This window comes from Kaustia mangrovi, assembly GCF_015482775.1.
In the GTDB taxonomy this organism is placed as follows: domain Bacteria; phylum Pseudomonadota; class Alphaproteobacteria; order Rhizobiales; family Im1; genus Kaustia; species Kaustia mangrovi.
Genome location: NZ_CP058214.1, coordinates 2,552,162 through 2,577,102 on the forward strand (window position 1 = coordinate 2,552,162; position 24,941 = coordinate 2,577,102).

General features: G+C 68.4%; 26 protein-coding genes and 1 tRNA gene. 22 read left to right on the forward strand and 5 right to left on the reverse strand.

The features are described 5' to 3' along the window. Positions 1–3: 3 nt before the first annotated feature. The 4 genes from HW532_RS11800 (at position 4) to HW532_RS11815 (ending at position 4,908) form a co-directional block, all read left to right on the forward strand. Positions 4–921, forward strand: a complete 918-nt coding sequence (locus HW532_RS11800; RefSeq protein ID WP_213160673.1) for an ABC transporter permease subunit — start codon at positions 4–6, stop codon at positions 919–921. After that, a complete protein-coding gene (locus tag HW532_RS11805) occupies positions 921–1,931 on the forward strand; it encodes an ABC transporter ATP-binding protein (protein ID WP_213160674.1) in 1,011 nt (336 codons plus the stop codon). The genes HW532_RS11800 and HW532_RS11805 overlap by 1 nt, the downstream gene beginning before the upstream one ends. Beyond that, complete coding sequence (locus HW532_RS11810; protein WP_213160675.1) at positions 1,928–2,965, forward strand: peptide ABC transporter ATP-binding protein; 1,038 nt, start codon at positions 1,928–1,930, stop codon at positions 2,963–2,965. Before HW532_RS11805 ends, HW532_RS11810 begins: the two co-directional genes overlap by 4 nt. A gap of 89 nt (positions 2,966–3,054) precedes the next feature. Then, positions 3,055–4,908 carry a cation:proton antiporter gene (locus HW532_RS11815; RefSeq protein WP_213160676.1) on the forward strand — a complete coding sequence of 618 codons (1,854 nt, stop codon included), beginning with the start codon at positions 3,055–3,057 and terminating at the stop codon, positions 4,906–4,908. Positions 4,909–4,942: 34 nt separating this feature from the next. Here the strand turns inward: HW532_RS11815 and zigA are convergent, their stop codons facing one another. Next, entirely contained in the window at positions 4,943–6,172 is a 1,230-nt protein-coding gene (gene zigA, locus HW532_RS11820; RefSeq protein ID WP_213160677.1) for a zinc metallochaperone GTPase ZigA, read from the reverse strand. A gap of 327 nt (positions 6,173–6,499) precedes the next feature. On the opposite strand from zigA, the gene HW532_RS11825 reads away from it, so the two are divergent. The 13 genes from HW532_RS11825 to cydX all read left to right on the forward strand — a co-directional run bounded on the left by HW532_RS11825 (position 6,500) and on the right by cydX (position 18,552). Further along, on the forward strand, positions 6,500–6,706 hold the full coding sequence (locus HW532_RS11825) for a YgaP family membrane protein (RefSeq protein WP_213160678.1): 207 nt from the start codon (positions 6,500–6,502) through the stop codon (positions 6,704–6,706). After that, on the forward strand, positions 6,703–7,125 hold the full coding sequence (locus HW532_RS11830) for a protein tyrosine phosphatase family protein (protein ID WP_213160679.1): 423 nt from the start codon (positions 6,703–6,705) through the stop codon (positions 7,123–7,125). Before HW532_RS11825 ends, HW532_RS11830 begins: the two co-directional genes overlap by 4 nt. Positions 7,126–7,150: 25 nt before the next feature. After that, positions 7,151–7,495 (forward strand): ArsR/SmtB family transcription factor, encoded by a 345-nt coding sequence (locus HW532_RS11835; RefSeq protein ID WP_213160680.1) that lies wholly within the window; start codon positions 7,151–7,153, stop codon positions 7,493–7,495. Next, positions 7,492–7,920 carry a YeeE/YedE family protein gene (locus HW532_RS11840; RefSeq protein ID WP_213160681.1) on the forward strand — a complete coding sequence of 143 codons (429 nt, stop codon included), beginning with the start codon at positions 7,492–7,494 and terminating at the stop codon, positions 7,918–7,920. Before HW532_RS11835 ends, HW532_RS11840 begins: the two co-directional genes overlap by 4 nt. Beyond that, positions 7,920–8,363 (forward strand): DUF6691 family protein, encoded by a 444-nt coding sequence (locus HW532_RS11845; protein WP_213160682.1) that lies wholly within the window; start codon positions 7,920–7,922, stop codon positions 8,361–8,363. Before HW532_RS11840 ends, HW532_RS11845 begins: the two co-directional genes overlap by 1 nt. 25 nt (positions 8,364–8,388) lie before the next feature. Next, the gene (locus tag HW532_RS11850; RefSeq protein ID WP_213160683.1) at positions 8,389–9,285 is read left to right on the forward strand and encodes an MBL fold metallo-hydrolase; all 897 of its coding nucleotides are present in this window, start codon (positions 8,389–8,391) and stop codon (positions 9,283–9,285) included. 108 nt (positions 9,286–9,393) lie between these two features. Beyond that, the gene (locus tag HW532_RS11855; RefSeq protein ID WP_213160684.1) at positions 9,394–11,163 is read left to right on the forward strand and encodes a SulP family inorganic anion transporter; all 1,770 of its coding nucleotides are present in this window, start codon (positions 9,394–9,396) and stop codon (positions 11,161–11,163) included. Between the two features lie 356 nt (positions 11,164–11,519). Continuing rightward, complete coding sequence (locus HW532_RS11860) at positions 11,520–12,092, forward strand: GbsR/MarR family transcriptional regulator (protein WP_213160685.1); 573 nt, start codon at positions 11,520–11,522, stop codon at positions 12,090–12,092. Further along, the gene (gene cydD, locus HW532_RS11865) at positions 12,089–13,867 is read left to right on the forward strand and encodes a thiol reductant ABC exporter subunit CydD (protein WP_213160686.1); all 1,779 of its coding nucleotides are present in this window, start codon (positions 12,089–12,091) and stop codon (positions 13,865–13,867) included. Before HW532_RS11860 ends, cydD begins: the two co-directional genes overlap by 4 nt. Further along, positions 13,864–15,555 (forward strand): amino acid ABC transporter ATP-binding/permease protein, encoded by a 1,692-nt coding sequence (locus HW532_RS11870; RefSeq protein WP_213160687.1) that lies wholly within the window; start codon positions 13,864–13,866, stop codon positions 15,553–15,555. Before cydD ends, HW532_RS11870 begins: the two co-directional genes overlap by 4 nt. An 85-nt stretch (positions 15,556–15,640) precedes the next feature. Then, on the forward strand, positions 15,641–17,218 hold the full coding sequence (locus HW532_RS11875; protein ID WP_213160688.1) for a cytochrome ubiquinol oxidase subunit I: 1,578 nt from the start codon (positions 15,641–15,643) through the stop codon (positions 17,216–17,218). A 6-nt stretch (positions 17,219–17,224) separates the two neighbouring features. Next, a complete protein-coding gene (gene cydB / locus HW532_RS11880; RefSeq protein ID WP_213160689.1) occupies positions 17,225–18,382 on the forward strand; it encodes a cytochrome d ubiquinol oxidase subunit II in 1,158 nt (385 codons plus the stop codon). A gap of 17 nt (positions 18,383–18,399) precedes the next feature. Continuing rightward, entirely contained in the window at positions 18,400–18,552 is a 153-nt protein-coding gene (gene cydX, locus HW532_RS11885; RefSeq protein WP_213160690.1) for a cytochrome bd-I oxidase subunit CydX, read from the forward strand. A 39-nt stretch (positions 18,553–18,591) separates the two neighbouring features. On the opposite strand, the gene HW532_RS11890 is transcribed toward cydX, so the two are convergent. The 4 genes from HW532_RS11890 to HW532_RS11905 all read right to left on the reverse strand — a co-directional run bounded on the left by HW532_RS11890 (position 18,592) and on the right by HW532_RS11905 (position 21,878). After that, positions 18,592–19,470 (reverse strand): sulfotransferase domain-containing protein, encoded by an 879-nt coding sequence (locus tag HW532_RS11890; RefSeq protein ID WP_213160691.1) that lies wholly within the window; start codon positions 19,468–19,470, stop codon positions 18,592–18,594. A gap of 121 nt (positions 19,471–19,591) precedes the next feature. After that, positions 19,592–20,947, reverse strand: coding sequence for a HAMP domain-containing sensor histidine kinase (locus HW532_RS11895; RefSeq protein WP_213160692.1), 1,356 nt, complete (start codon positions 20,945–20,947; stop codon positions 19,592–19,594). Beyond that, positions 20,944–21,621 carry a response regulator gene (locus HW532_RS11900; protein ID WP_213160693.1) on the reverse strand — a complete coding sequence of 226 codons (678 nt, stop codon included), beginning with the start codon at positions 21,619–21,621 and terminating at the stop codon, positions 20,944–20,946. Before HW532_RS11900 ends, HW532_RS11895 begins: the two co-directional genes overlap by 4 nt. A 182-nt stretch (positions 21,622–21,803) precedes the next feature. Then, a tRNA-Gly gene (locus HW532_RS11905) sits at positions 21,804–21,878 on the reverse strand. Positions 21,879–22,006: 128 nt separating this feature from the next. Here HW532_RS11905 and HW532_RS11910 point away from each other — a divergent pair. From HW532_RS11910 to HW532_RS11930, 5 genes are all read left to right on the forward strand, one after another. After that, entirely contained in the window at positions 22,007–22,528 is a 522-nt protein-coding gene (locus HW532_RS11910; RefSeq protein ID WP_213160694.1) for a prolyl-tRNA synthetase associated domain-containing protein, read from the forward strand. A 66-nt stretch (positions 22,529–22,594) separates the two neighbouring features. Beyond that, on the forward strand, positions 22,595–23,521 hold the full coding sequence (trxA, locus tag HW532_RS11915) for a thioredoxin (RefSeq protein WP_213160695.1): 927 nt from the start codon (positions 22,595–22,597) through the stop codon (positions 23,519–23,521). 21 nt (positions 23,522–23,542) lie between these two features. Further along, complete coding sequence (locus HW532_RS11920; protein ID WP_213160696.1) at positions 23,543–24,226, forward strand: LON peptidase substrate-binding domain-containing protein; 684 nt, start codon at positions 23,543–23,545, stop codon at positions 24,224–24,226. Positions 24,227–24,248: 22 nt separating this feature from the next. Next, on the forward strand, positions 24,249–24,494 hold the full coding sequence (locus HW532_RS11925; protein ID WP_213160697.1) for a Trm112 family protein: 246 nt from the start codon (positions 24,249–24,251) through the stop codon (positions 24,492–24,494). After that, positions 24,478–24,849 (forward strand): gamma-butyrobetaine hydroxylase family protein, encoded by a 372-nt coding sequence (locus tag HW532_RS11930; RefSeq protein ID WP_213160698.1) that lies wholly within the window; start codon positions 24,478–24,480, stop codon positions 24,847–24,849. The genes HW532_RS11925 and HW532_RS11930 overlap by 17 nt, the downstream gene beginning before the upstream one ends. Positions 24,850–24,941: the final 92 nt, after the last annotated feature.

Genomic DNA, 24,941 nt, shown 5'->3' on the forward strand with positions numbered 1-24,941 from the left:
CGAATGACCGATACGGCACTGGAGAAGGAAGACGGCGCCCCCGCCGCACGGGGCGGGCGGATCGCGCTTCTCATCGAGTTCTGGAGCTATTTCCGCGAGAACCGCGGCGCCGTCATGGGGCTCGCCTTCTTCGTGTTCATCGTCCTGGTCGCGATCCTCGCCGACGTGATCTCGCCGCACGGGCCCACGGTCCAGTACCGCGACGCCCTGCTGAAACCGCCCTTCTGGGAGGAGGGCGGCGATGTCAGCTTCCTGCTCGGCACCGATGCGGTCGGGCGCGACATCCTCTCCCGCCTCATCCATGGCAGCCGCTATTCGCTGTTCATCGGCTGCGTCGTGGTCTCCCTGTCGCTGATGGTCGGGGTGGTGATCGGCCTCGTCGCCGGCTTCTTCCGCGGTGGCGTGGACACCGTCATCATGCGCGTGATGGACGTGATCCTGTCCTTCCCGAGCCTCCTTCTGGCGCTCGTCCTGGTGGCTGTTCTGGGGCCGAGCCTCACCAATGCCATCATCGCCATCGCCATCGTGCAGCAGCCCCATTATGTGCGCCTGACGCGGGCGGCCGTGCTGGGCGAACGGCCCAAGGACTATGTCACGGCGGCCCAGGTCGCAGGCGTCCGCCTGCCGCGGCTCATGTTCGTCACCGTCTTGCCGAACTGCATGGCGCCGCTCATCGTCCAGGCCGCGCTGTCGTTCTCCACCGCGATCCTCGACGCCGCAGCCCTCGGCTTCCTCGGCATGGGCGCGCAGCCGCCGACGCCGGAATGGGGCACGATGCTCGCTGAGGCGCGCGAGTTCATCCTCAGGGCCTGGTGGGTCGTCACCTTTCCCGGCCTCGCGATCCTCGCCACCGTGCTCGCCATCAACCTGATGGGCGACGGCATGCGCGATGCGCTCGATCCCAAGCTGAAGAGGTCGTGATGGCACTTCTGGAGATCGAGAACCTGACCGTCGATTTCGAGACCGCCATGGGCCGCCTGCGCGCCGTGGACGGCGTCTCCCTCGCCGTCGACGAGGGCGAGATCCTGGGCATCGTCGGCGAATCGGGCTCCGGCAAGTCGGTCTCCATGCTGGCAGCCATGGGGCTCCTGCCCTGGACGGCGACGGTGACCGCCGACCGGCTCGCCTTTGCCGGCCGCGACCTCCTCACAATGTCCGCGCGCGACCGCCGGCAGATCGTCGGGCGCGACCTCGCCATGATCTTCCAGGAGCCGATGACGAGCCTCAACCCCTGCTTCACCGTCGGCTTCCAGCTCACCGAGGCGCTGAAGGCGCATACCGGGCTGAAGCGGGCGGAACGCCGCGACCGCGCGGTGGAGCTCCTGCGGCTCGTCGGCATCCCGAAGCCCGAGGGCAGGCTTTCCTCATTCCCCCACCAGCTCTCCGGCGGCATGAACCAGCGCGTCATGATCGCCATGGCCATCTCGTGCAATCCGAAGCTCCTGATCGCGGACGAGCCGACCACCGCGCTCGACGTGACCATCCAGGCGCAGATCCTGGAGCTGCTCGTGCGCCTGCAAAGGGAGACCGGCATGGCCATGGTGCTCATCACCCACGATATGGGCGTGGTCGCGGAGACGGCGGAGCGCGTGAACGTGCAATATGCCGGCCAGAAGGTGGAGGAGCAGACGGTGGAGGGCCTGTTCGCCGATCCCCATCACCCCTATACGGCGGCGCTGCTCGCGGCCCTGCCGGAGCGCGCCCATGCGCGCCACCTGCCCTCGATCCCCGGCGTCGTGCCGGGCCTGATCGACCGGCCGCGGGGCTGCCTGTTCAGCCCGCGCTGCCGGTTCGCCACCGCCCATTGCCGCGACGTCGCCCCGGTCGAGGCCGCCGCGGCGATGGGCCGGGCGCTGTGTCACTATCCGCTGAAGAACGGCGAGCCGCAGGGCCATCCGGGCCCCGTTCCCGCCGGGGAGGCGAGGGCATGACGGGAAGCGCGGATGCGGTGCTGAGGGCCGACGGCCTGACCCGCGACTACGAGGTCTCGCGCGGGGCCTTCCACAAGCCGGCCTTCCTGAAGGCCGTGGCTGGCACCTCTTTCACCCTGTCGCGCGGCCGCACGCTCGCCGTTGTCGGCGAATCGGGCTGCGGGAAGTCGACGCTCGCGCGCATGGTCACCATGATCGAGCCGCCGAGTTCGGGCCGGCTGGAAATCGCGGGGCTCGACGTGGCCTCGGCGGACGCCGAAGCCCGCCGCACGCTGCGCACGAAGGTCCAGATCGTGTTCCAGAACCCTTATGGCTCGCTCAATCCGCGCCAGCGTATCGGGGCGGCGCTGGAGGAGCCGCTGCTCGTCAATACGCGGCTGCCGGGCCGGGAGCGGCGCGAGCGCGCGCAGGCCATGATGGAGCAGGTGGGCCTGAGACCGGAGCATTACGACCGCTATCCGCACATGTTCTCCGGCGGCCAGCGCCAGCGCATCGCCATCGCGCGCGCGCTCATGCTCGATCCGGAGATCCTCGTTCTCGACGAGCCGGTCTCCGCCCTCGACGTGTCGATCCAGGCGCAGGTGCTCAACATCCTGGTCGATCTGCAGGAGACGCTGGGGCTAGCCTATATGTTCATCAGCCATGACCTGTCCGTCGTCCGCCATATCGCCGACGAACTGATGGTAATGTATCTCGGCCGCCCGGTTGAGCAGGGCCCGCGCGAGGAGATCTTTTCCGAGCCCCGCCACCCCTATACGCAGGCGCTCCTGTCGGCGACGCCGGTTGCCGAGCCGGGCCATTCAAGGCAGCGCATCGTGCTGAGGGGCGAACTGCCCTCGCCTATCGACCCGCCGCCGGGCTGCGCCTTCCATCCGCGCTGCCCGCTGGCCTTCGACCGCTGCCGCGTGGAGCGCCCGGAGCTCAAGCCTGCAAGGGGCGTCCATGCCGCCTGCCATGCCGTCGAGGAAGCGCTGGCCGCCGGCCGGCCCATCCCGAAGGCGACGGGGGCCGGGGCCGAAGCCGAAACGAGCTGAGCAAGGCGTCCTTGACCGGGCCCGGCCCAGGGTCGACAACCGGGTTCGGGTCGGCCGGAGGGATCCGGCGCGACGGACGAGGGGGAACGATGCACGATATTGCGCTCAAGATCGCCCTGATCGGCGTGGCGGGCATGGCGGCCCAGTGGCTTGCCTGGCGGCTGCGCCTGCCGGCCATCGTGCTCCTGCTGGCGGCCGGCTTCATCGCCGGGCCGGCAACGGGCTTCGTCAATCCGGCGGAGGATTTCGGCGACATCTACCGGCCGCTCGTGTCGCTGGCCGTCGCCATCATCCTGTTCGAGGGCGGGCTGACGCTGAACGTCAAGGAGATCCGCGAGACCTCGACCGCCGTCAGGCGGATCGTCATGATCGGCGGACCGCTGGTCTGGGTCCTCACCGCGCTGTCGGCGCATTATCTGGGCGCGCTGTCCTGGCCGACGGCAGTGGTGCTCGGGGCGATCCTCGTGGTCACGGGGCCGACCGTGATCTCGCCGCTCCTGCGCCAGGCCCGGCTCGACGCCAGACCCGCCTCGCTGCTCAAGTGGGAGGCGATCGTCAACGACCCGATCGGCGCGCTCCTCGCGGTCATCTCCTTCGAGATCATCCTGGTGCTGATCGGCCAGCATCAGGGCGGCAGCCTCGCCTATGTGGTCGTGGCCGCCTTCCTGTTCGCCGTCATCGGGGGCTATCTCGCGGCCAGGCTCATCCAGTGGGCGTTCATGAACGGGCATGTGCCGGAGTTCCTCAAGGCGCCGCTCCTGCTCGTGGCGATCCTGCTTGCCTACGCGCTCACCAATCTAGTGCTGGAGGAGGCCGGCCTTCTGACCGTCACCGTCATGGGCATCGTGCTCGGCAATACCCGGATCGCGAGCCTTGCGGAAATGCAGCGCTTCAAGGAGACCATCACGGTCTTCCTCGTCTCCGGCATCTTCATCCTGCTGACGGCCTCGCTGACCCCGGACGATTTCAGGATGCTCGACCTGCATGCGGCGCTGTTTGTCGCCTCCGTGCTCTTCGTCGTGCGCCCGCTTGCCATCATGGTCGCCACCGCGGGGTCCGGCGCGACAATGGCGGAGCGCATCCTGACGAGCTGGATCGCGCCGCGCGGCGTCGTCGCCGTCGCCGTGTCCGGCCTCTTCGGGGCCGCGCTCGCCGATGCGGGCATCGCGGATGCAAACCGCATGGTCGCCTTCACCTTCGCCGTGGTCGTCGCCACCATCGTCCTGCACGGCTTCACGCTCGGCCCGCTCTCCGCCCTCCTCAAGCTGAAGAGCACGGAGAAGCCCGGCCTGCTCATCGTCGGCGGCGCGCGCTGGACCATAGACCTCGCCAGCAAGCTGAAGTCGCTCGAGGTGCCCGTGATGATCGCCGATCCCAACTGGAACCACATCGCCGAGGCCCGGCTCGCCGACATTCCGGTCTTCTACGGCGATATCCTGTCGGAGGCGGCCCATCACGACATCGACCCGAACCAGTTCTCCACGCTTGCCGCGGTGACCGACAACGACGCCTACAACGCGCTCGTATGCACCGATTTCGGCCCCGAGCTCGGCCGCGCCCACGTCTTCCAGCTTGGGCGCGGGGAAGAGAAGCCGGACCGGGCCTCGCTCAACTTCACGCTGGGCGGACGGCCGCTGACGGAAGAGCCGCTGACCTTCCGCGACCTGCGCGACCGGCACTGGCGGGGCTGGACCTTCCAGGCGACGAAGCTGACGGACACATTCGACTACGACGCCTATCTGGCCAGCCGGCCCGACGAGGTGGTCGTCCTCCTGTGGGTCAAGCCGTCGGGCACCATCGTCTTCGCATCCGGCGCGACCGGAACGCCGTCCAGCGGCGACCGCATCGTCAGCTTCTCGCCGGAGAAGGACCGGCGCGGCAGGCAGGAGGACGCTGCACCCGACCGCGAGGCGGCGGCGGACGAGGACCGCACGCCCGGCTGACGCCGCCCTCCGGGGATGGCGGGGACGCGGCCGGTCACGCCGCACCGGCCCGCCCCCACTCCGGGAACGGGTCCGGCAGATGGCGGAAGGTCTCCGTGTCGATCCCGGCGGAGTCCTCCGGCCCGGCGAGGCAGGCATCGAGGCCGGCGCGGATCGCGGCCTCGTCCATGCCGGTCCCGATGAAGACGGGCTCCTGGCGGCGGTCGCCCCAGCCCGGCACCCAATGGCTGGCGAGCATCGCGCGCCATTCGGGATGGTCGGGCCAGCGCTCCTTCGGCACCGCCGCCCACCAGTACCCCATGGCCCCGGTGCGGCAGATGGCGCCGGCGAGGCTGAACTCGCCGACCCATTCGGGCCGGGTCGCCAGCCAGAAGAGCCCCTTCGCCCGGATCAGCCCCGGCCAGCTCTGCCGCATGAAGTCGGCGAACATCTCCGGATGGAACGGGCGGCGCGCGCGATAGACGAAGCTCTCGACCCCGTATTCCTCCGTTTCCGGTACATGGTCGGCGAAGCCGTTGAGCTCCTTGAACCACAGCGGATGCTCGTGGGCGCGGTCGAAATCGAAGGCGCCGGTGTCGAGGATCTCGCCGGGGTCGACCTTGGCGAAGTCGGTCTCCAGGATGCGGGCATCCGGGTTGAGGCCCTTGACCACGGCGCGCACCGCCCGGCGCGTCTCCGCGTCCACGTCGGAGACCTTGTTGACGACGACGATATCGGCGAACTCGATCTGGTCCACCAGCAGGTCGACCAGCGTGCGCTCGTCGCCCTCGCCCGCCGTCTCGCCACGGTCGCTCAGGAAATCCCGGCTGGCGTAGTCCTTCAGCAGATTGGCCGCATCGACCACCGTCACCATGGTGTCGAGGCGGGCAATGTCCGACAGGGAAACGCCGGCCTCGTCGCGGAAGGCGAAGGTCGCCGCCACGGGGAGCGGTTCGGCGATGCCCGTCCCCTCGATCAGGAGATAGTCGAACCGGCCCGCCCCGGCGAGGCGGCGCACCTCGCTCAGGAGATCGTCGCGCAGCGTGCAGCAGATGCAGCCATTGGTCATCTCCACCAGGGTCTCGTCGGTGCGCGACAGGTCGGCCCCGCCGTCGCGCACGAGATCGGCGTCGATATTGACCTCGCTCATGTCGTTGACGATGACCGCCACGCGGCGGCCCTCGCGATTGTTGAGAACGTGATTGAGCAGGGTCGTCTTGCCCGCCCCGAGAAAGCCGGACAGGACGGTGACCGGAAGGCGATTGTCCGTCAATGTTCGCTCCATCGTATCGAGACTGTGCCTGTGCCCGGATGCGCGGCCGGAGTGCCGTCATTTGGACAAATGCAACGTTATAACATAACCAATCGATAACGGTCTTCGCCGCTCCTGGCAATCCCCCAGCCATAACAAGCCCTGGCGCGACCGGCAGCCTCGCCCCTGGAGGACGCAGCCAATGGCCGATCCGCCGGCCGAAACGGCATGCGACAACCGGTGCGACAAAATGTTTTCGTTTTATCGATTGCAATATTTTGCAATCATCAGCATGTAATCGTTCGGCAACGGGGCATCGCCCCTCACGAACCACACACACGACCGAAGGGACCAACGACCATGACCAGGAATGTCGGAGGCATCGACCGGATCGCGAGGATCGTCGTCGGTCTCGCACTGCTCTCGCTGATCGTCCTCATGGATGGCGCGGCGCGCTGGTGGGGCCTGATCGGCCTCGTGCCGCTGGCGACCGGGCTCATGTCCTACTGCCCGGCCTATTCGATCTTCGGCATCGACACCTGCGCCCGTAAGGGAGGCCGCACATGAAGCCTGTCGCGATCACCGAGAAGCTGTCGGTCTCGCCGCAGATATCGCCGTCGGATCTGCCGGATATCGCGGCGGCGGGCTTCACCGGCCTCGTCGCGAACCGCCCGGACGGCGAGGAGGCCGGCCAGCCGGACGCCGCCAGCATCGCAGAGGCGGGGCGCAAGGCCGGGCTCGGCTTCACAGTGATCCCCGTGCCCGACCTGACCGAGGAGAAGGTGCGCGCCTTCCAGAAGGCCGTCGCCGACAACGAGGGCCCGGTCCTGGCCTATTGCCGCACGGGCACGCGCTCGCTGACCCTGTGGGCCATCGGCGAGGTGCTCGACGGGCGCATGAAAAGCCAGGAGGTCGCCGCATTTGCCGCCGCCCGCGGCTTCGACCTCTCCGGCGCGGTGAAATGGCTCGCCGCGCACGGCCATTGAGCGGCGGCCGGCGGAGGATCCGGAGATGACCGACCAGCTGTCCTGCGAGGCCGTCGAGATGAAGGCCAATGTCGGGGAGGCCTCGGCCTTCCTGAAGAAGCTGTCCAACCCGGACCGGCTCCTGATCTGCTGTGCGCTCGTCGACGGCGAGCGTTCGGTGCGCGAGTTGGAGGACCTTCTGGGTATCCGCCAGCCCGGCCTGTCGCAGCAGCTCGCCGCCCTCAGGAAGGCGCAGCTCATCGTCGGGCGCAAGGACGGCAAGCAGGTCTTCTACCGCCATGCCGATCCGCGTGTCCGCATCTTCATAGCCACCATGCACGACCTTTTCTGCGAACGAGCGTCCGACAAGAAAACAGCACACGCATCATGACCGAATTCACCCCGTTCCTCTCGCTTCTCGGCGGCGCGCTGATCGGCCTGTCCGCCGTGCTGCTCATGGCGGTTCACGGCCGCATCGCCGGCATGACCGGCATCCTGGCCGCCCTCCTGCCCCCGCCCGCGCGCGACTGGGGCTGGCGCGCGGCCTTCCTCGCCGGCGCGGTTGCCGCCCCCGCCGCCATGATCGCGTTCGGCGGCGCGACCATCCCGTTCGACAGCCCCGTCCCGACCCCCTGGCTGATCGCCGGCGGGCTGATCGTCGGCATCGGCGTCACCTATGGCTCCGGCTGCACGTCGGGCCATGGCGTCTGCGGCATGGCGCGGCTGTCGCCGCGCTCCATCGCGGCCACGGCGACCTTCATGGTCACCACCGCGCTCACCGTCTTCGTCGTCCGCCACGTGATCGGAGGTTTATGATGGCCCGCATCGTGTCCGCATTGCTCATCGGCCTCATCTTCGGCGCGGGCATCGCGCTGTCGGGCATGGCCAACCCGGCCAAGATCCTCAACTTCTTCGATTTCGCCGGCGCCTGGGACCCCTCGCTCGCCTTCGTGATGGCCGGCGCGCTGGCGGTGACCGCGCCCGGCTATGCCCTCATCCTGAAGCGCCGCGCGCCGGCGCTCGATACGGGCTTCCACCTGCCCTCCGGCAAGGGGATCGACCTGCCGCTGATCGCCGGCTCGGCGGTCTTCGGCATCGGCTGGGGCATTTCCGGCTTCTGCCCCGGCGGCGCCATTCCCGCCCTCGGCCTCATGGAGACCGACGCGGTCGTCTTCGTCGCCGCCATGGTCGCCGGCATTCTCGTTGCCCGCTACCTGCGCAACGCCACCAGGGCCCGCACCGCGACCGGTGCGGCATGACACCATCGAACCCAGGGAGATCGCCATGCCCGTTTCGCTTCCCTTCACGCCCGATCTGTCGGTGAAGCCCGAGGTCGTCGCCTTCTTCGACGAGCCCACCAACACGATCAGCTACATCGTCAGGGACCCGGCCTCCACCTCCTGCGCCGTCGTCGATTCGGTGATGGACATCGACTACGCCGCCGGGCGCATCACCTATGACGGCGCCGACAGGATCATCGCCCATATCCGGGAAAAGGGCTGGACGCTGGAGTGGCTCATCGAGACCCATGTCCATGCCGACCACCTCTCCGCGGCGCCCTATATCCAGTCCAAGCTCGGCGGCAAGCTCGGGATCGGCGAGAACATCGTCGTCGTCCAGGACACCTTCGGCAAGGTGTTCAACGAGGGCACCGAGTTCGAGCGCGACGGCAGCCAGTTCGACCGGCTGTTCAGGGATGGCGACAGCTACGCGATCGGCACGATGACGGCCCATGTCATGCATACGCCCGGCCACACGCCGGCCTGCATGACCCATGTCATCGGCGACGCCGCCTTTGTCGGCGACACGCTCTTCATGCCCGACGGAGGCACCGCGCGCGCCGACTTCCCCGGCGGCGACGCGCGCACCCTCTATCGCTCCATCCAGCGCATCCTCGCCCTGCCGGACGAGATGCGGCTCTTCATGTGCCACGATTACGGCCCGAACGACCGCAACATCGAATGGGAGACGACGGTCGGCGAGGAGAAGCGCAACAACATCCATGTCGGCCACGGCGCGAGCGAGGACGAGTTCGTGAAGATGCGCGAGGCGCGCGACGCGACGCTCTCCATGCCGCGCCTGATCCTGCCGTCGCTCCAGGTGAACATGCGCGCCGGCCGGCTGCCTCCCGCCGACAAGGACGGCAAGGTGTTCCTGAAGGTGCCCGTCAACACGCTCTGACGGACGCCGGCCGCACGGGCCGGACTTCCCCTTCCCCCGCATCCGGACGGCGGCGACCGGATGCGGGGGCACTGCCAACCGGAGCCGCGCAGGACAGGCATTTCCTCCATGGCCGGACTGAAACGGTTCTTCCCCGTACTCGACTGGGCGGGAGCCTACGACCGCTCCGTGCTCGTCAGCGACCTCGTGGCGGCGGTGATCGTGACCATCATGCTCATCCCGCAGTCGCTGGCCTATGCCATGCTGGCCGGCCTGCCGCCCGAGATCGGGCTTTACGCCTCGATCCTGCCGCTCGTGGCCTATGCCGTCTTCGGCACGAGCCGGACGCTGGCCGTCGGCCCGGTGGCTGTGGTCTCGCTCATGACGGCCTCCGCCGTCGGGCAGATCGCGGCGCAGGGGACGGCCGACTATCTCACCGCCGCCACAGCGCTTGCTCTGCTGTCGGGCGGCATGCTGCTCCTGATGGGGCTGCTCCGGCTCGGCTTTCTCGCCAACTTCCTCAGCCATCCGGTGATCTCCGGCTTCATCAGCGCATCGGGCATCCTCATCGCCTCGAGCCAGCTCAAGCACCTGCTCGGCGTTCCCGTCAGCGGCAAGACGCTGCCGGACATTCTCGGCGGGCTCGGCGCGAACATCGCCGACACCAATCCGGTCACGCTCGCCATCGGCGCGGGCGTGGTGGCCTTCCTCTATTTCGCGCGGCTGCGGCTGAAGGCCATTCTGAGGGGCATGGGCCTCAACACCCGGCTGGCCGACATCCTGACCAAGGCAGCCCCGATCCTGAGCGTCGCCGTCACCATCCTGCTCGCCACCGCCTTCGATCTCGGTCAGCGCGGTGTCGCGCTCATCGGCGAGATCCCGCAGGGGCTGCCGGTTCCGGGCCTGCCCGTCATCTCGCCCGACCTCCTCGCAACCCTCGCCGTTCCCGCCTTCCTCATCAGCGTGATCGGCTTCGTGGAATCGGTGTCCGTCGCCCAGACGCTCGCCTCCAAACGCCGCCAGCGCATCGTGCCGGACATGGAGCTCGTCGGCCTCGGCGCGGCCAATATCGCCTCCGGCGTCTCCTCCGGCTATCCGGTGACCGGCGGTTTCGCGCGCTCGGTGGTCAATTTCGACGCGGGCGCGGAGACCCCGGCAGCCGGCGTCTTCACCGCTGTCGGCATCGCGCTCGCCACCCTGTTCCTGACGCCGCTGCTCGCCAACCTGCCGCAGGCGACCCTTGCCGCGACCATCATCGTGGCGGTGCTCTCGCTCGTCGATGTCCGCGCCATGGCGCGCGTCTTCACCTATTCGAAAGCCGACTTCGCGGCCATGGCGGCGACGATCCTGGTGACGCTCGCCTGGGGCGTGGAGCCCGGCGTGGTGGCGGGCGTCGCCCTGTCGCTGCTGATGTATCTCTACCGGACCAGCAAGCCGCATATGGCGGTCGTCGGCCAGGTGCCGGGCACCGAGCACTTCCGCAATATCAACCGCCACAGCGTGCTCACCGATCCCGCCATCCTGTCGGTGCGCGTCGACGAGAGCCTCTATTTCGCCAACAGCCGCTATCTGGAGGACAGGATCGCCGCGCTCGTCGCCGCGGCCCCGGAAGTCCGCCACGTCGTCCTGATGTGCTCCGCCGTCAACGCCATCGATGCGAGCGCGCTGGAAAGCCTGGAGGAGATCGACCATCGCCTCGCGGACGCTGGCATCGCCTTCCATCTCTCCGAGGTGAAGGGCCCGGTGATGGACCGGCTGAGGCGGACGGCCTTCCTCAAGGAGATGTCCGGCCGGGTGTTCCTCAGCCAGTTCGAAGCCGTCGCCGCGCTCAAGGCGGAGCTCGCCGAGGGAGGCCGCTCCGCCGGGGCTGCGCGAAGCCCGGCTGCGGCGTCGGCCTGAGCGCGCGACCGGTGTTAGCGGTAAAACATTACCTCAACAAAGATCAAGACCTCTCCTGCCGCGCACATTGCGGGCGAATTCGGGGCTGTCGCGGAGGCAAAATTGATCGATCTTAAAGTGCAGATGCAACGTTCCTGATCTGATCGGACGCGGAAGCCGGTCCAGACGAGGCAGAAGCGGAGACCCCATGGACATGCCAGCGCCCATTCCGTCCCGATCGCTCCGCCGCGCCCTGCGGCCTTTGCGCACCGCGACCATTGGATCCGCCATGGCCGACGGCCTTGCCTTGTCACGGAGGGTCCGTGCTATACATGGATTTCAGAAATTACTGAAATAACCGGGATGGCCGTAACCTCATGAATCTGCCGCCACTCATCCAGTCCTTCGTGCTCCATTTCGGGGAGATGGGCAGCCGCTGGGGCATCAACCGCACGGTGGGGCAGATCTATGCGCTGCTCTATGTCTCGTCGGAACCGTGCTGCGCCGACCAGATCGTCGACGCGCTCGGCATATCGCGCTCCAACGTCTCCATGAGCCTGCGCGAGCTCCAGGCCTGGAACCTCGTGATCCTGAAGCACATTCCCGGCGACCGGCGGGACTTCTTCACCACGCCCGACAATGTCTGGGACATCCTCAGAACGCTCGCGGAGGAGCGCAAGAAGCGCGAGATCGACCCCACCCTGTCCGTCCTGCGCGAGCTCATCATGCAGCAGCCCGGCACCGGGGAGGAGCGCTACGCCCAGTCGCGACTCGTGGAGATGAACAACTTGATCGAGCAACTGACTAATTGGTATGACGATGTGAAGCGGCTCGATACCGACCGGCTTGCCATGCTGCTCAGCCTCGGCGCGAAGGTGACACGCCTGCTCGACGCCAAGGACCGGATCGTCTCCATGGGCGACAGACGCACGGAGACCGGCAGGACATGACGGCGCTGGACGCGACACTCGGCCGGAACCGCGGTGCCGCCGCAGAGCGCGGCACCGCCGATGCGGCACTGGCCGGCCCCCCATGCAGCGAGACCGCGGCAGCGGACAGTCGCGCCCGTACCGAGCCCTCCGTCGGCCGGACGGCGACCGTCCTGCAATCGGCGGCCGCCCTGCTCTGGATCCCGCAGGCCGCCCTTCTGAGCCTCGCCGTCGGCCAGATCGCCTCGAGCGCCGCGATGGACCGGGCGCTCCTGCCCGCAGCCGGCATCCTCGTCCTCGGCATCGCCCGGGCCTGGCTGGACCGCGCAGGCATGCAGAGCGCGTTCCGGGCCGCGCGCGGCCAGCTCACCGCCCTGCGTGCCGATGCCGTCGCCGGCCTCGCACGGCGCTCGCCGCTCGATGCCGCGCGCCCCTCATCCGGGTTCGTCGCCGGCACGCTCGCCGAGCAGGCGGAGGCGGTCGTGCCCTACCGCGCGCGCTTTAAGCCCCTGCGCCACAAGGCGACCGTCGTGCCGCTCGCCATCCTCGCCTGCGTGCTCGCCTATTCCTGGGTGGCCGCGCTGATCCTGCTGGTCGCCGCGCCGCTCATTCCCGTCTTCATGGCGCTGATCGGCTGGCGCGCCAAGGAGGCGAGCGAGAAGCAGCTCGCCGAGATGGGCGACATGAACGCCTTCCTGCTCGACCGGCTGCGCGGCATGGCGACCATCCGGACATTCGACGCGGTCGACCGCACCGCGCGGCATCTGAGGGCGACGGCGGAGACCCTGCGCGTGCGCACCATGGCCGTGCTGCGGATCGCTTTCCTGTCGTCCGCGGTCCTTGAGCTCTTCGCCGCGCTCGGCGTGGCCATGGTCGCCGTCTATGTCGGCTTCCACCTGCTCGGTCAGCTCGAATTCGGCGCCTGGGGCGGTAAGCTCACCCTCGGCGAGGGCCTGTTCATCCTGCTTCTGGCACCGGCCTTCTTCGAGCCGCTACGCGACCTCTCCTCGGTCTGGCACGACCGCGCGGCGGGCGAGGCCGCACTCGACGCCATCGCGAAGATCACCGCGGACGGCCCGGAGATCGCCGGCGGGCTCGACGATGCCCGGACCGCCCCGGCGGAGGCCGCCGCCCCGGCGGTCCGGATCGAGGATCTGCGCTTCCGCCACAACGGGGCGGCCGCGCCCGTTTTCGACGGCCTCGCCCTCGGCATCGCGGCGGGCGAGCATGTGGCGCTCATGGCGCCGACGGGGTACGGCAAGTCGACGCTTCTCGCCCTGATCGCCGGGCTCGCGGTTCCGGACGCCGGAACGGTCCGCATCGGCGGGACCGCGCTCGACGGCGCGACTGCCGGCGCGCTGCGTGCGCGGATGGCCTGGATCGGCCAGGCGCCGCATCTCTTCTCCGGAACGCTCAGCGGCAATGTCGCGCTCGGCCGGCCCGGCATCGGCACGGCGGAAACCGCGAAGGCCTTGCGGACCGCCCGCCTCGACCACCTCGCCGACCGGCGCGGATCCGCCGCGCTCGGCGAGGAGGGGGCCGGGATCTCCGGCGGCGAGGCCCTCAGGCTCGCGGTGGCGCGCGCGGTGGCGAACGCCCGGGCGGGCCTCATCCTCGCCGACGAGCCGACCGCCCATCTCGATCGGGAGACGGCGGACGAGATTTCCGACATGCTTGTCCAGGTTGCGGCCGGCCGCACCCTGATCGTCGCCACGCACGACCCGGTGCTCGCCGCGCGCATGGACCGCACCGTTCTCCTGCCGGACATCGCCGAAGGACGGGAGGGCCGCACATGATCTCCACCCGCCATCTCGGGCCCGTCGCCGCCCTGTTCCGCTCCGCCAACCGGCCCATGCTCGCCGCCGGCGCGGCGATGGCGCTGGCGACCGTCCTGTCCGGCATCGCGCTACTCGGCCTGTCCGGCTGGTTCATCACCGCCACGGCCATTGCCGGGGCGTCCGTGACCACGGCGCTGGCCTTCGACGTCTTCGCCCCGTCCGCCGGCATCAGGCTCCTCGCCCTCACGCGCACCGCCGCGCGCTACGGCGAGCGGCTCACGACCCACGAAGCCACGCTCCGGGTGCTCGCGCAACTGCGCGAACGCCTGTTCCGGGGCTGGGCGCGGGCCGATGCCGCACGCGAGCTCGCCATACGCCCCTCCCGCCTCCTGTTCCGCCTCACCGTCGATATCGACGCGCTCGATTCGCTCTATCTCCGGGTAGTCGTCCCGGTCTTCGCGGCGCTCGGTGCCGGGCTCGTCACCGCGATCGCGCTCGGACTTCTCCATCCAGGTCTCGGCGCCGGCGTTGGCCTCCTCCTGCTCGGCGCCGGTCTCGGCATTCCCGCGCTCGCGGCGCGCCGGGCGGAAAAGGCGGCAAGGCGGCGCGCCCACGCGCTGGAGGTGCTGAGGGCCCGCAGCATCGATCTGATGCGCGGCCAGACCGATCTCGCCATGGCGAACCGGCTCGGCGCCCAGGCCGCGGGGATCGCCGCGGCCGACAGCCGCCTGTCGGAAGCCGATATCGCCCTCAACCGGATCGAGACCGATGTCAGCTTCGCGCTCGCCACGGTGAGCGCGGTGCTGCTCGCCGGCATTCTCCTCGCCGTCGCCGCACTGGCCGAGGCCGGTACGATCGGCGCGCCGTCGGCGGCCTTCGCCCTGCTGGTGGGGCTGGCCTGTCTGGAACCCTTCACGGGGCTGCGCCGCGGAGCGGTCGAGTTCGGCCGCACCCTGCTCGCCGCACGCCGGCTCGGCCCGAGACTCGGCGAGACGCCGGACACCGTGCCCGCGCTCCCGGGTCCCGCGCCGGACCGCAGCGTGGAGGTCGACGGCCTCGTCGCCGGCTATCCCGGTGCCCGGCGCCCCGTCCTCGACGGCCTCTCCCTCGCGATCCGCCCCGGCGAGCATGTCGCCGTGATCGGGGAGAGCGGCGCGGGCAAGTCGACGCTGCTCGCCGTGCTGGCCGGAGAGCTTGCGCCGGCCGGCGGCCATGTGGCGCTGGCACCCGCCACGCTCCTGACGCAGCGCTCGGAGCTCTTCCGTGACAGCCTGCGCGGCAATCTGGCGCTTGCGCGCGCCGGCACGGACGACGGCGACATGCGCCGCGCGCTCCAGGCCGCGGGGCTCGACCGGTTCGTCGCCACGCTGCCCGACGGTCTCGACACACCGCTCGGCGAGGGCGGCACCGGCCTGTCGGGCGGCCAGTCGCGGCGGCTGGCGCTCGCCCGCTTCCTGCTGCGCGATACGCCCGTCTGGCTGCTCGACGAACCGACGGAGGGCCTCGACGGGGCGACCGCGCGCGACGTGCTCGCCCGCATCGCCGCCCGCTCGCGAGACCGCGCACTCGTCGTCGCCACCCATATCCGCCGCGAGGCGGCGCTGGCCGACCGGCTCATCCGTCTCGAGGAGGGCCGCATCGTCGCCGATATCGCCCGCGGCAGTGCCGAGTACGACCGCGCGCTGGAGGGTTTGCGGCCCGACTGAGCGCGATTTTCAACCCAAGGCATCCAAGGCATCGGCCTGATGGATGCCTGCCACAGCAAAGAGGACCGGAGCGCCGGATGACACCATGGAACTCGACATTGTAGACCTCTCACGACTGCAATTCGCGATTACCGCGCTCTATCACTTCCTGTTCGTGCCGCTCACCCTCGGCCTGTCCGTCCTGCTGGCCATCATGGAGACCGTCTATGTGATGACGGGCCGGACCATATGGCGGCAGATGACCAAGTTCTGGGGCACGCTGTTCGGCATCAACTTCGTGCTCGGGGTCGCCACCGGCATCGTCATGGAATTCCAGTTCGGCATGAACTGGAGCTATTACAGCCACTATGTGGGCGACATCTTCGGGGCGCCGCTGGCCATCGAGGGCCTGATGGCCTTCTTCCTGGAGGCGACCTTCGTCGGCCTGTTCTTCTTCGGCTGGGACAAGCTGTCGAGGATCGGGCACCTGGCGACGACCTGGGCGGTGGCCATCGGCTCCAATCTCTCCGCGCTGTGGATCCTGATCGCCAATGGCTGGATGCAGAACCCGGTCGGCTCGAGCTTCAATCCGCAGACCATGCGGATGGAGGTGACCGACTTCTTCGCCGTCCTGTTCAATCCGGTGGCCCAGGCGAAGTTCGTGCATACCGTGTCGGCGGGCTATGTCACCGCCTCCATCTTCGTGCTCGGCGTCTCCGCCTGGTACCTGCTCAAGGGCCGCCACCAGATGCTCGCCCGGCGCTCCATGACGGTCGCGGCCTCCTTCGGGCTCGCCGCGTCGCTGTCGGTCGTCGTGCTCGGCGACGAGAGCGGCTATCTGACCACCGAGCACCAGAAGATGAAGCTCGCTGCCATCGAGGGCATGTGGAAGACGGAACCCGCGCCGGCAGCCTTCACCGCCTTCGGCTTTCCCGACCAGGAGGAGCGCACGACCCACTACGCCGTCCACATCCCCTGGGTCATGGGCCTGATCGGCACCCGCTCGCTGACCACCCAGATCGAGGGCATCGAGGACCTCGTGGCACGGGCGGAAACCCATATCAGGAACGGGATCGTGGCCTATGACGCGCTCCAGAAGATCCGCGCGGCCGGCAGCGACGACGCCATTCCCGCCGATGTCCGCGCCGCGTTCGAGGACAAGGGACGCGAACTCGGCTACGCCCTTCTCCTGAAGCGCTATGTGGACGACCCGGGGCAGGCGACCGACGCGCAGATCGCCGAGGCGGCCCGGGACACGGTGCCCTATGTGCCGGTGCTGTTCTGGTCGTTCCGGTTCATGGTCGGCCTCGGCTTCTACTTCATCGCGCTGACCGCGGTCTTCTTCTACCTCTCCTCCAGGCGGCGGCTCGACCGGTATCCGGGTCTCCTGAGACTGGCGGTCCTGTCGATCCCGCTGCCCTGGATCGCGGCGGAGCTCGGCTGGGTGGTGGCCGAATTCGGACGCCAGCCCTGGATCATCGAGGGCATCTTGCCGACGGCGGCCGCCGTGTCCGATCTCGGCGCGGCGACGGTGCTCGCCACCATTCTCGGCTTCGCGGCGATCTACACGGTGCTGTTCATCGTGGAGATGTCGCTGATGATCGCCGCGATCCGCAAGGGGCCGGAGCCCGACCACGAGCCGGAAACGCCCATCGCTCCCGCCCAACTCGTTTCAGCGGAGTGACGACCCATGATTCTCCACGATCTCATCGACTACGATACCCTCCGCGTCATCTGGTGGCTGCTGCTCGGCGTCCTGCTGATCGGCTTCGCCGTGATGGACGGCTTCGATCTCGGCACGGCCACCCTTCTGCCCTTCGTCGCGAAGGACGATGTGGAGCGGCGCGTCGTCATCAACACGGTCGGCCCGGTCTGGGAAGGAAACCAGGTGTGGCTGATCCTCGGCGGCGGGGCGATCTTCGCCGCCTGGCCGCCGCTCTACGCGGTCTCCTTCTCCGGCTTCTACCTGGCGATGTTCGCGATCCTGTTCGCGCTCATCCTGCGCCCGGTCGGCTTCAAGTACCGCTCCAAGCGCGACAGCGCGAGATGGCGCAGCGGCTGGGACTGGGCGCTGTTCATCGGCGGCTTCGTGCCCGCACTGATCCTCGGCGTGGCGGTCGGCAACGTCCTGCAGGGCGTGCCCTTCCAGTTCACGCCGGAGCTGCGCATCGTCTATGAGGGGTCGACGCTGTTCGAGCTGCTCAACCCCTTCGCCCTGCTGTGCGGCCTCCTGTCGGTCGCCATGCTCGTCATGCATGGCGCGAGCTGGGTGCTGCTCAAGACCGACGGTGCGGTCGCCGAGCGCACGCGCCGCTACGGCAGCATGGCGGCGCTGGCGACCATCGTGCTGTTCGCGCTGGGCGGCCTGTGGCTGTCGGCGGGCATAGAGGGCTACCGCATCACCAGCGAGGTCGCCACCGGCGGGCCATCCAACCCGCTGGCCAAGACGGTCGAGCAGGGCGCGGGGATATGGCTTGCCAATTACGCCACCCATCCGTGGATGGCGATCGCCCCGATCCTCGGCTTTGCGGGGGCTGCGGGCGCCCTCCTCTTCCAGCGCCTGCGCTGGGAGGTGACGGCCCTGCTCGCAAGCTCCGCGTCCGTGTTCGGCATCGTCGCCACCGTGGGCGTGTCGATGTTCCCGTTCATCCTGCCCTCTTCCATCGATCCGGTATCGAGCCTGACCGTGTGGGATGCCTCCTCCAGCCACCTCACCCTGTTCATCATGCTCTTCGTCACCGCGATCTTCGTGCCGCTGATCGTGGCCTATACGAGCTGGGTCTATGCGGTGCTGTGGGGCAAGGTCGACGAGAAGGCCATCCGCGACGACTCCGGACACGCCTACTGAACGAAAGGAGATATCTCATGTGGTATTTCGCATGGATGCTCGGCCTGCCGCTCGCCGCGGCCTTCGCCGTGCTGAACGCCATGTGGTACGAGCTCATGGCCGACGAGGTCAGGGCGCGCCACGCCTCCGCGCCGTCGCCTGCAAGCCAGGCCGGCAAGGAACTGGGCTGACGCGCCCGCCGCTTCGTCGCCTGCGGGCCTCGCCGCGTGTCAGGCCCGCAGGTAACCGTACGCGTCCGTCAGGTTGGAGCGGACGAAATCCTCCATCCGCCGGATCATGTCCGGGGGAAAGCTTTCCAGATAGCCGCCGACCTTGCCCGACCGGACCTTGAAACTGTCGGGATTGCCGGGGTCCCTCGGGCGCAGCCGGCTGCTCTTGTAGTAGCCGGATGCCTCCTTCTCCTTGAGCTGTTCGAAGGCGGTGAACGCGACAGCCTCGCAAAGCTCGTCCTCGGATGCCTCCAAGCCCAGAAAGCTCATGAGGCGGCCCAGCGTCTCGACGGGCCTGGCGTGGAAGTCCTCGTAGCGCAGCAAGAGGAAACGGTCGATGGACTGGCGGGCCTGGTGCCAGGCATTCAGGAAGGACACGATGGAGGCCAACCCGCCATTGGGCTTCCAGACGAAGTCGTCGAGCTCGTGGCCGTATGAGAAATGATGTCCCCTGAACCTTGCGTGATAATAGCGCGACACCACGACATCGAGCGGGTTCCTCGCCAGAAAGACGGTCTTCTTCGAGGCGTATCTCGTCCTGTCGTGGCCAAACTCCTCCGGCTTGCGCGAGGCGTCGCCGTCATGGGTGAAGAGGATCCTGGGGATTTCCGCATTCCTGCGGTGAAAATCGTCGAATTCGAGGAGGAGGCCATCGGGCAGGCCGTAGCGCCGCTGATAGACCCTGGAGATCATGGCGCGCACCCAGGTGCGCCCGCTCTTGGGATAGGACACGAACACCGCGTCCGCCCTCATGAACCGCCACGCCTCGCGCACCGCGCGTATCCCCTCGCGTCCGAACCGGTTGGGGCGGATCCTGAAACGGGGTCCGCCGTCGAACCGTGTCGGCAACCGGTCGTCGGTGAGGGTTTCGTTCGTCATCGATCTGGGTCCTGGCGGAAAGGGGGTGAAACCGGCATACGCGGACCCGCGTCGCGGGGGACGCCGATGCCTGCGGATGCAACAACCGCTTTCCGCTTAAACCCCGAAGCTGACAGCAACCTTACATCGCGCGCCGGCGATCCGGACCGGGCGCCAGGCGAAGGGTGAAGACGGCCCCGCCATTCGCCCGGTCGGTGACGGTCACGCTGCCCCCATGGAGCTCGGCGCATTCCTTCACGATGGCGAGGCCGAGACCAGCGTCCGATGCGCGAACCTTCGCGCCGCGGTGGAAGCGCTCGAAGATTTCCGCGCGCTCCGCCTCCGCGATTCCCGGGCCCTCGTCGGACACCTCGACCGTGCCATCCTCGCAAACGCGGACGCCGACCTGGCTTCCCGGCGGCGTATGGACGAGCGCGTTCTCGATGAGATTGGTCAGGGCCGTCCGGATGGCCGGATCGTTTCCCCGGATCACGACCGGATCGGACGTTCCCGCAAGCGCCAGCGTCCGGTCCTGTGCGATGGCGAGCGGCGCGAGCTCGCTGATGACATCGACGGCGATGGCGCGCAGGTCCACATCGCCGTCGAGACTGTCCGGGGAGAGCTCGAGCCGGGCCATGGCAAGGAGCTGCTCGACCAGCCGGTTCATCCTCTGCACATCCCTGGAGAGGGCATCGAGGCCCTGCCGGTCCTCGAGCGATTCGAGCCTGGCCGTCAGCACGGCCAGCGGAGTCCTGAGCTGATGGGCGGCTTCCGCCGTGAGGCGGCGCTGGGCGGCAAAGCCCTCCTCGAGCCGGTTGAGCGCGCGGTTGAAGGCGGTGACGAGCGGCTGGACGTCGCGCGGCAGGTCCGTCTCCGACAGTCTGAGCGACAGCGTACCCGGCTCGATCCGCGCGGCCTCCGCCGAGATCCGCTTCAGCGGCGCAAGGCCGTTGCGGATGGTCGCCAGCGAGATGACGATCGCGATCGCCAGCACCGGCACGAGCCAGGTGATGGCGATCATCAGGAACTGCTCGCTGAAGGAGTCGATCAGCAGCTCGCTGCCGCTTTCGGTCACGACGATCGTGAACCCGTCCTTCTCCAGGCGGTAGCCGCGGATCGTCCGCTCGCCGAGATCGAACTGGAAGATGCCCTCCCGACCGTCCCTGACGCGGTCGCCGACCATGTCGGCCGCGGCCGGAGAGGAAAAGAAGACCAGCGGGCCCTCCGGCGCGTAGATCACATAGAGATAGGCATTGCCGCCATCGGCATAGGCCTCGCGGATCCGCCGGGGCAGGTCGAGGACGGCCGTCTGCCCGTCCGTCTCCAGATCGGCGGCGATGTCGGTCGCCAGATCCCGAAGCATGTTGTCGCGGATCGTGTCGATGACCGGGCCGGTATACATCGCGAAGACGAGGACGGAGAGGGCGAAGCAGGCAATGAAGGCCACCGCGATGCGCCAGCCGACGCGCCAGCCGAGCGAGGAGAGCGGCCTCATCATCGCCCGGCATCCAGCAGGATATAGCCGACGCCGCGGACCGTATGGATCTCGATGTCGGCCCCGGCCCGGGCAAGGCGCTTGCGAAGGCGGTGCATGTTGACCTCCACAGCGTTCGACTCGATCTCCTCGCCGAAGCCGTAGAGATCGCTCTCCATCGCGTCCTTGAGGACCACCTTGCCCGCCCGCCGCATCAGCATCTCCAGCATGGCGAGCTCCCGGCGGGGAACGGTGAGGCCGGCGCCGTCGACCCGGACCTCTCGGGAGGCGAGCTCGATGCGGACATTGCCGCAGGCCAGGGCGGGGCCGAGCATGTCGCCCGGCCGGCGCAGCAGCGCATTGACCCGCGCGACCAGCTCGCTCATGTGGAACGGTTTCAGGAGATAGTCGTCGGCGCCCGCATTGAGGCCCGCGACCCGGTCCTCGATGGCATCGCGCGCCGTCAGGATGATGATGGGCGTCTTGATGTCGCGGGCACGCAGGTCGCGCAAGAAGTCGATGCCGTTCCCGTCCGGCATGCCCAGATCGAGGATGATGCAGCCATAGTGCACCGCCCGCATCGCGGCGCGGGCATCGCCGAGGGTGCCGACGCCGTCTATGGCGGTGCCGGCCTTGCGGAAGGCCTCGACAACGAGGCCGGCAAGCTCCGGTTCGTCTTCGACTTCCAGAATGCGCATCGCGGACCAGGGTTCAGATGAGCGCATACCCCCTTGCCGGCGGCAGCTTCCCTCACGATGGAGCCATGCCCGGCGAAGTCAAGATGTCACGGGGTCCGCCGGCACGGGCAACATGGATACCGGGCGCACGGCCGGTATCGACGCCGACGCCACCATGTCCCTGCGATCTTCTGGAGGAAAATTGGAGCGGGCGATGAGATTCGAACTCACGACCCCAACCTTGGCAAGGTTGTGCTCTACCCCTGAGCTACGCCCGCATCCGGGTAAGGCCGGCAGGCTTCCGCGCCGCCAGCGGCGGTGTTATTGCGCATCGTCGCGGCAAATGCAATAGGGTGTTTTCACCAGACGCGACGCCATGACGAAAAATTCCGGGAGCAAGGCGCGAATGCCCGCAACACGCAGCGATCTGTTCGCCCGTCTCGCCGAGCTGGGGATCGAGACCGAAACCGCCGAGCACGAGCCCGTCTTCACCGTGGAGGAAGCCCGCAAGCTGCGCGGCGAGATTCCCGGCGGGCACTGCAAGAACCTGTTCCTCAAGGACAAGAAGGGGAATTTGTGGCTCGTGGTCGCGCTGGAGGATGCGCGAATCGATCTCAAGGGCCTGCCGGCCATCATCGGCTCGGGACGCCTGTCCTTCGGCAAGCCGGACCTGCTGAAGGAGGCGCTCGGGATCGAGCCCGGCTCGGTCACCCCCTTCGCGATCGTCAACGACACCGACAACCGGGTCACCGTCGTCCTCGACAAGGCCATGATGGAGGAGCCGCTGCTCAACTATCATCCGCTCGGCAACGACGCCACGACCACCATCCAGGCGGACGATCTCGTCGCCTTCATCCGATCGTGCGGACACGAGCCGCACATACTGCCCGTCAGCGAGGGCTTGAGCGAGCCGGCGCAAGGATTGTAATCAGGCCCCCAGCGGGCCATCTTAGGGCTCGGAAAGCGCCGAAATTCTAAAAGGATGGCATTCACCATGGACACACCGATCATCGGCGGCGGAAACGGCGCCGCCCCGGGCGCGGCGGACGACCTCGTCAAGGACAGCGACACGGCGCATTTCATGGCCGACGTGATCGAGGCCTCCGCGAAGGTCCCGGTCATCGTGGATTTCTGGGCCCCATGGTGCGGCCCCTGCAAGCAGCTCGGCCCGGCGCTGGAGAAAGCGGTCACGGCGGCCGGCGGCGCGGTGAAACTGGTCAAGATCGATGTCGACCAGAACCAGGAACTCGCCGCGCAGATGCGCATCCAGTCGATCCCGGCGGTCTATGCCTTCGTCAACGGCCAGCCGGTGGACGGCTTCATGGGCGCGCTGCCGGAAAGCCAGATCAAGGCGTTCATCGACCGCCTCACCGACGGGCAGGGCGGCGCATCAGACGAGATCGACGCTCTCGTCGAGGCCGGCCAGAACGCCTTCGCCGACAACAACATCGCCGGTGCCGCGCAGGCCTTCGCCCAGGCGCTGCAGATCGACCGGGAGAACACGGCCGCCATTGGCGGGCTCGCCAAGTGCCAGATCGCCAGCGGCGAGCTCGACCGCGCGGAGGCGACCCTCACGCTCACGCCACCCTCGCGCCAGAACGATCCGGAGATCGTCAGCGCCCGCGCGGCGCTGGAGCTTGCCGCAACGCCCGTCGATAACAGCGAGATCGGCCGGCTCGAGGCGGTCATCGCCGACAATCCCGGCGACCACCAGAGCCGCTACGACCTCGCCATCGCCCTCAACGCCGCCGGGCGGCGCGAGGAGGCGCTCGACCATCTGCTCCACATTGTGGGCAAGGACCGGGGGTGGAACGACGAGGCGGCGCGCAAGCAGCTTCTCAAGCTGTTCGAGGCCTGGGGGCCGAAGGACGAGCTGACGCTCGCCGGCCGGCGCCGGCTGTCCTCGCTCCTGTTCTCGTGACGATGGCGCCGTAGGCGGACCATGGGCCTGGTCGACCGGTACAGGACCGTTGCGGATCTCGATGCGCGGATACCGATCTTTCCGCTCGGGGGCGCGCTTCTCCTGCCGCGCGGGCAGTTGCCGCTCAACATCTTCGAGCCGCGCTATCTCGCCATGGTCGACCACGCGCTCGCCGGCAGCCGCATCGTCGGCATGGTGCAGCCCGACGGCGAGGAGGCGCTCGCGCTCCAGGACGACCCGTCGGCCAAGCCGGATGTCTATGCGGTCGGATGCGCCGGGCGCATCACCGCCTATGTCGAGACGCCGGACAATCGCCGCCAGATCACGCTGACCGGCATATGCCGGTTCGAGATCGCCGCCGAACCGTCCTGCGACTGGCCGTTCCGGATGGCGGAGGTCGATTACGGCCGCTTTGCCGGCGACCTGACGCCGGGAGCCGGCCAGGAGGCGGTGGACCGCGAGCGCGTGCTGGCAATCTTCCGCAGCTATCTCGACGCGAATGGCCTCAAGGCCGACTGGAGCGAGATCGAGCGCACGACCACCGAATCGCTCGTGAACACGCTGTGCATGATCAGCCCCTATGCGCCGAGCGAGAAGCAGGCGCTGCTCGAGGCGGAAGACCTCAAGACCCGGGCCGAGATCCTGGTGACATTGACGGAGATGGCGCTGGCCGGCGGCGGCGGATCGCCCCCGCCGCTCCAGTAACCCAGCGCGGAGGACAGCCGACATGACGACGACAAGCGACGGAGACGCGGACCGGGACAGTGGCGCATCGAGGCCCGCGGGCCACACGGTCGACCCCAAGCTTCTGGAGATCCTGGTCTGCCCCGTGACCAAGACCACCCTCGTCTATGACCGCGAGCGCCAGGAGCTCGTCTCCAGGGCGGCAGGGCTGGCCTATCCCATTCGCGACGGTATTCCGATCATGCTGCCCGAAGAGGCGAGAGAGCTCGGCGATGACGAACGGGACTGAAGACCGGCCCTGGCCGAGCGAACTGCGCCTGAAGGACGCCGGTGCACGGCTCGCCGTCACCTATGACAGCGGCGACGTGCACGAGCTCAGCGCGGAGTTCCTGCGCGTGGAAAGCCCGAGCGCGGAGGTCAAGGGCCACGGCCCCGGCCAGGAGGTGACGGTCGCCGGCAAGGAGAATGTGCGGATCGTCCGGCTGGAGCCGGTCGGCAACTACGCCGTGCGCATCGTGTTCGACGACGGCCATTCCACCGGCCTCTATTCCTGGGACTATCTCCACAGGATCGGCCGGGAAGCCGACACGCTCTGGGCGCGCTATCTCGAAGCGCTCGACAAGAAGGGCCTCAGCCGGCGCTGACCCGCAGCGCGACCCGGTCCTAGAGCGCATTTCGTGAACCCATGTTCACTCAATGCCCTCCAGTTCTCCGTAGCGCCGCGCTTTCGAACCGG

Excerpts from the sequence above, each read along its gene's own strand:
- HW532_RS11800 (WP_213160673.1), top strand. The coding sequence starts at position 4 with ATGACCGATACGGCACTGGAGAAGGAAGACGGCGCCCCCGCCGCACGG.
- HW532_RS11805 (WP_213160674.1), top strand. The coding sequence starts at position 921 with ATGGCACTTCTGGAGATCGAGAACCTGACCGTCGATTTCGAGACCGCC.
- HW532_RS11810 (WP_213160675.1), top strand. The coding sequence starts at position 1,928 with ATGACGGGAAGCGCGGATGCGGTGCTGAGGGCCGACGGCCTGACCCGC.
- HW532_RS11815 (WP_213160676.1), top strand. The coding sequence starts at position 3,055 with ATGCACGATATTGCGCTCAAGATCGCCCTGATCGGCGTGGCGGGCATG.
- zigA (WP_213160677.1), bottom strand. The coding sequence starts at position 6,172 with ATGGAGCGAACATTGACGGACAATCGCCTTCCGGTCACCGTCCTGTCC.
- HW532_RS11825 (WP_213160678.1), top strand. The coding sequence starts at position 6,500 with ATGACCAGGAATGTCGGAGGCATCGACCGGATCGCGAGGATCGTCGTC.
- HW532_RS11830 (WP_213160679.1), top strand. The coding sequence starts at position 6,703 with ATGAAGCCTGTCGCGATCACCGAGAAGCTGTCGGTCTCGCCGCAGATA.
- HW532_RS11835 (WP_213160680.1), top strand. The coding sequence starts at position 7,151 with ATGACCGACCAGCTGTCCTGCGAGGCCGTCGAGATGAAGGCCAATGTC.
- HW532_RS11840 (WP_213160681.1), top strand. The coding sequence starts at position 7,492 with ATGACCGAATTCACCCCGTTCCTCTCGCTTCTCGGCGGCGCGCTGATC.
- HW532_RS11845 (WP_213160682.1), top strand. The coding sequence starts at position 7,920 with ATGGCCCGCATCGTGTCCGCATTGCTCATCGGCCTCATCTTCGGCGCG.
- HW532_RS11850 (WP_213160683.1), top strand. The coding sequence starts at position 8,389 with ATGCCCGTTTCGCTTCCCTTCACGCCCGATCTGTCGGTGAAGCCCGAG.
- HW532_RS11855 (WP_213160684.1), top strand. The coding sequence starts at position 9,394 with ATGGCCGGACTGAAACGGTTCTTCCCCGTACTCGACTGGGCGGGAGCC.
- HW532_RS11860 (WP_213160685.1), top strand. The coding sequence starts at position 11,520 with ATGAATCTGCCGCCACTCATCCAGTCCTTCGTGCTCCATTTCGGGGAG.
- cydD (WP_213160686.1), top strand. The coding sequence starts at position 12,089 with ATGACGGCGCTGGACGCGACACTCGGCCGGAACCGCGGTGCCGCCGCA.
- HW532_RS11870 (WP_213160687.1), top strand. The coding sequence starts at position 13,864 with ATGATCTCCACCCGCCATCTCGGGCCCGTCGCCGCCCTGTTCCGCTCC.
- HW532_RS11875 (WP_213160688.1), top strand. The coding sequence starts at position 15,641 with ATGGAACTCGACATTGTAGACCTCTCACGACTGCAATTCGCGATTACC.
- cydB (WP_213160689.1), top strand. The coding sequence starts at position 17,225 with ATGATTCTCCACGATCTCATCGACTACGATACCCTCCGCGTCATCTGG.
- cydX (WP_213160690.1), top strand. The coding sequence starts at position 18,400 with ATGTGGTATTTCGCATGGATGCTCGGCCTGCCGCTCGCCGCGGCCTTC.
- HW532_RS11890 (WP_213160691.1), bottom strand. The coding sequence starts at position 19,470 with ATGACGAACGAAACCCTCACCGACGACCGGTTGCCGACACGGTTCGAC.
- HW532_RS11895 (WP_213160692.1), bottom strand. The coding sequence starts at position 20,947 with ATGATGAGGCCGCTCTCCTCGCTCGGCTGGCGCGTCGGCTGGCGCATC.
- HW532_RS11900 (WP_213160693.1), bottom strand. The coding sequence starts at position 21,621 with ATGCGCATTCTGGAAGTCGAAGACGAACCGGAGCTTGCCGGCCTCGTT.
- HW532_RS11910 (WP_213160694.1), top strand. The coding sequence starts at position 22,007 with ATGCCCGCAACACGCAGCGATCTGTTCGCCCGTCTCGCCGAGCTGGGG.
- trxA (WP_213160695.1), top strand. The coding sequence starts at position 22,595 with ATGGACACACCGATCATCGGCGGCGGAAACGGCGCCGCCCCGGGCGCG.
- HW532_RS11920 (WP_213160696.1), top strand. The coding sequence starts at position 23,543 with ATGGGCCTGGTCGACCGGTACAGGACCGTTGCGGATCTCGATGCGCGG.
- HW532_RS11925 (WP_213160697.1), top strand. The coding sequence starts at position 24,249 with ATGACGACGACAAGCGACGGAGACGCGGACCGGGACAGTGGCGCATCG.
- HW532_RS11930 (WP_213160698.1), top strand. The coding sequence starts at position 24,478 with ATGACGAACGGGACTGAAGACCGGCCCTGGCCGAGCGAACTGCGCCTG.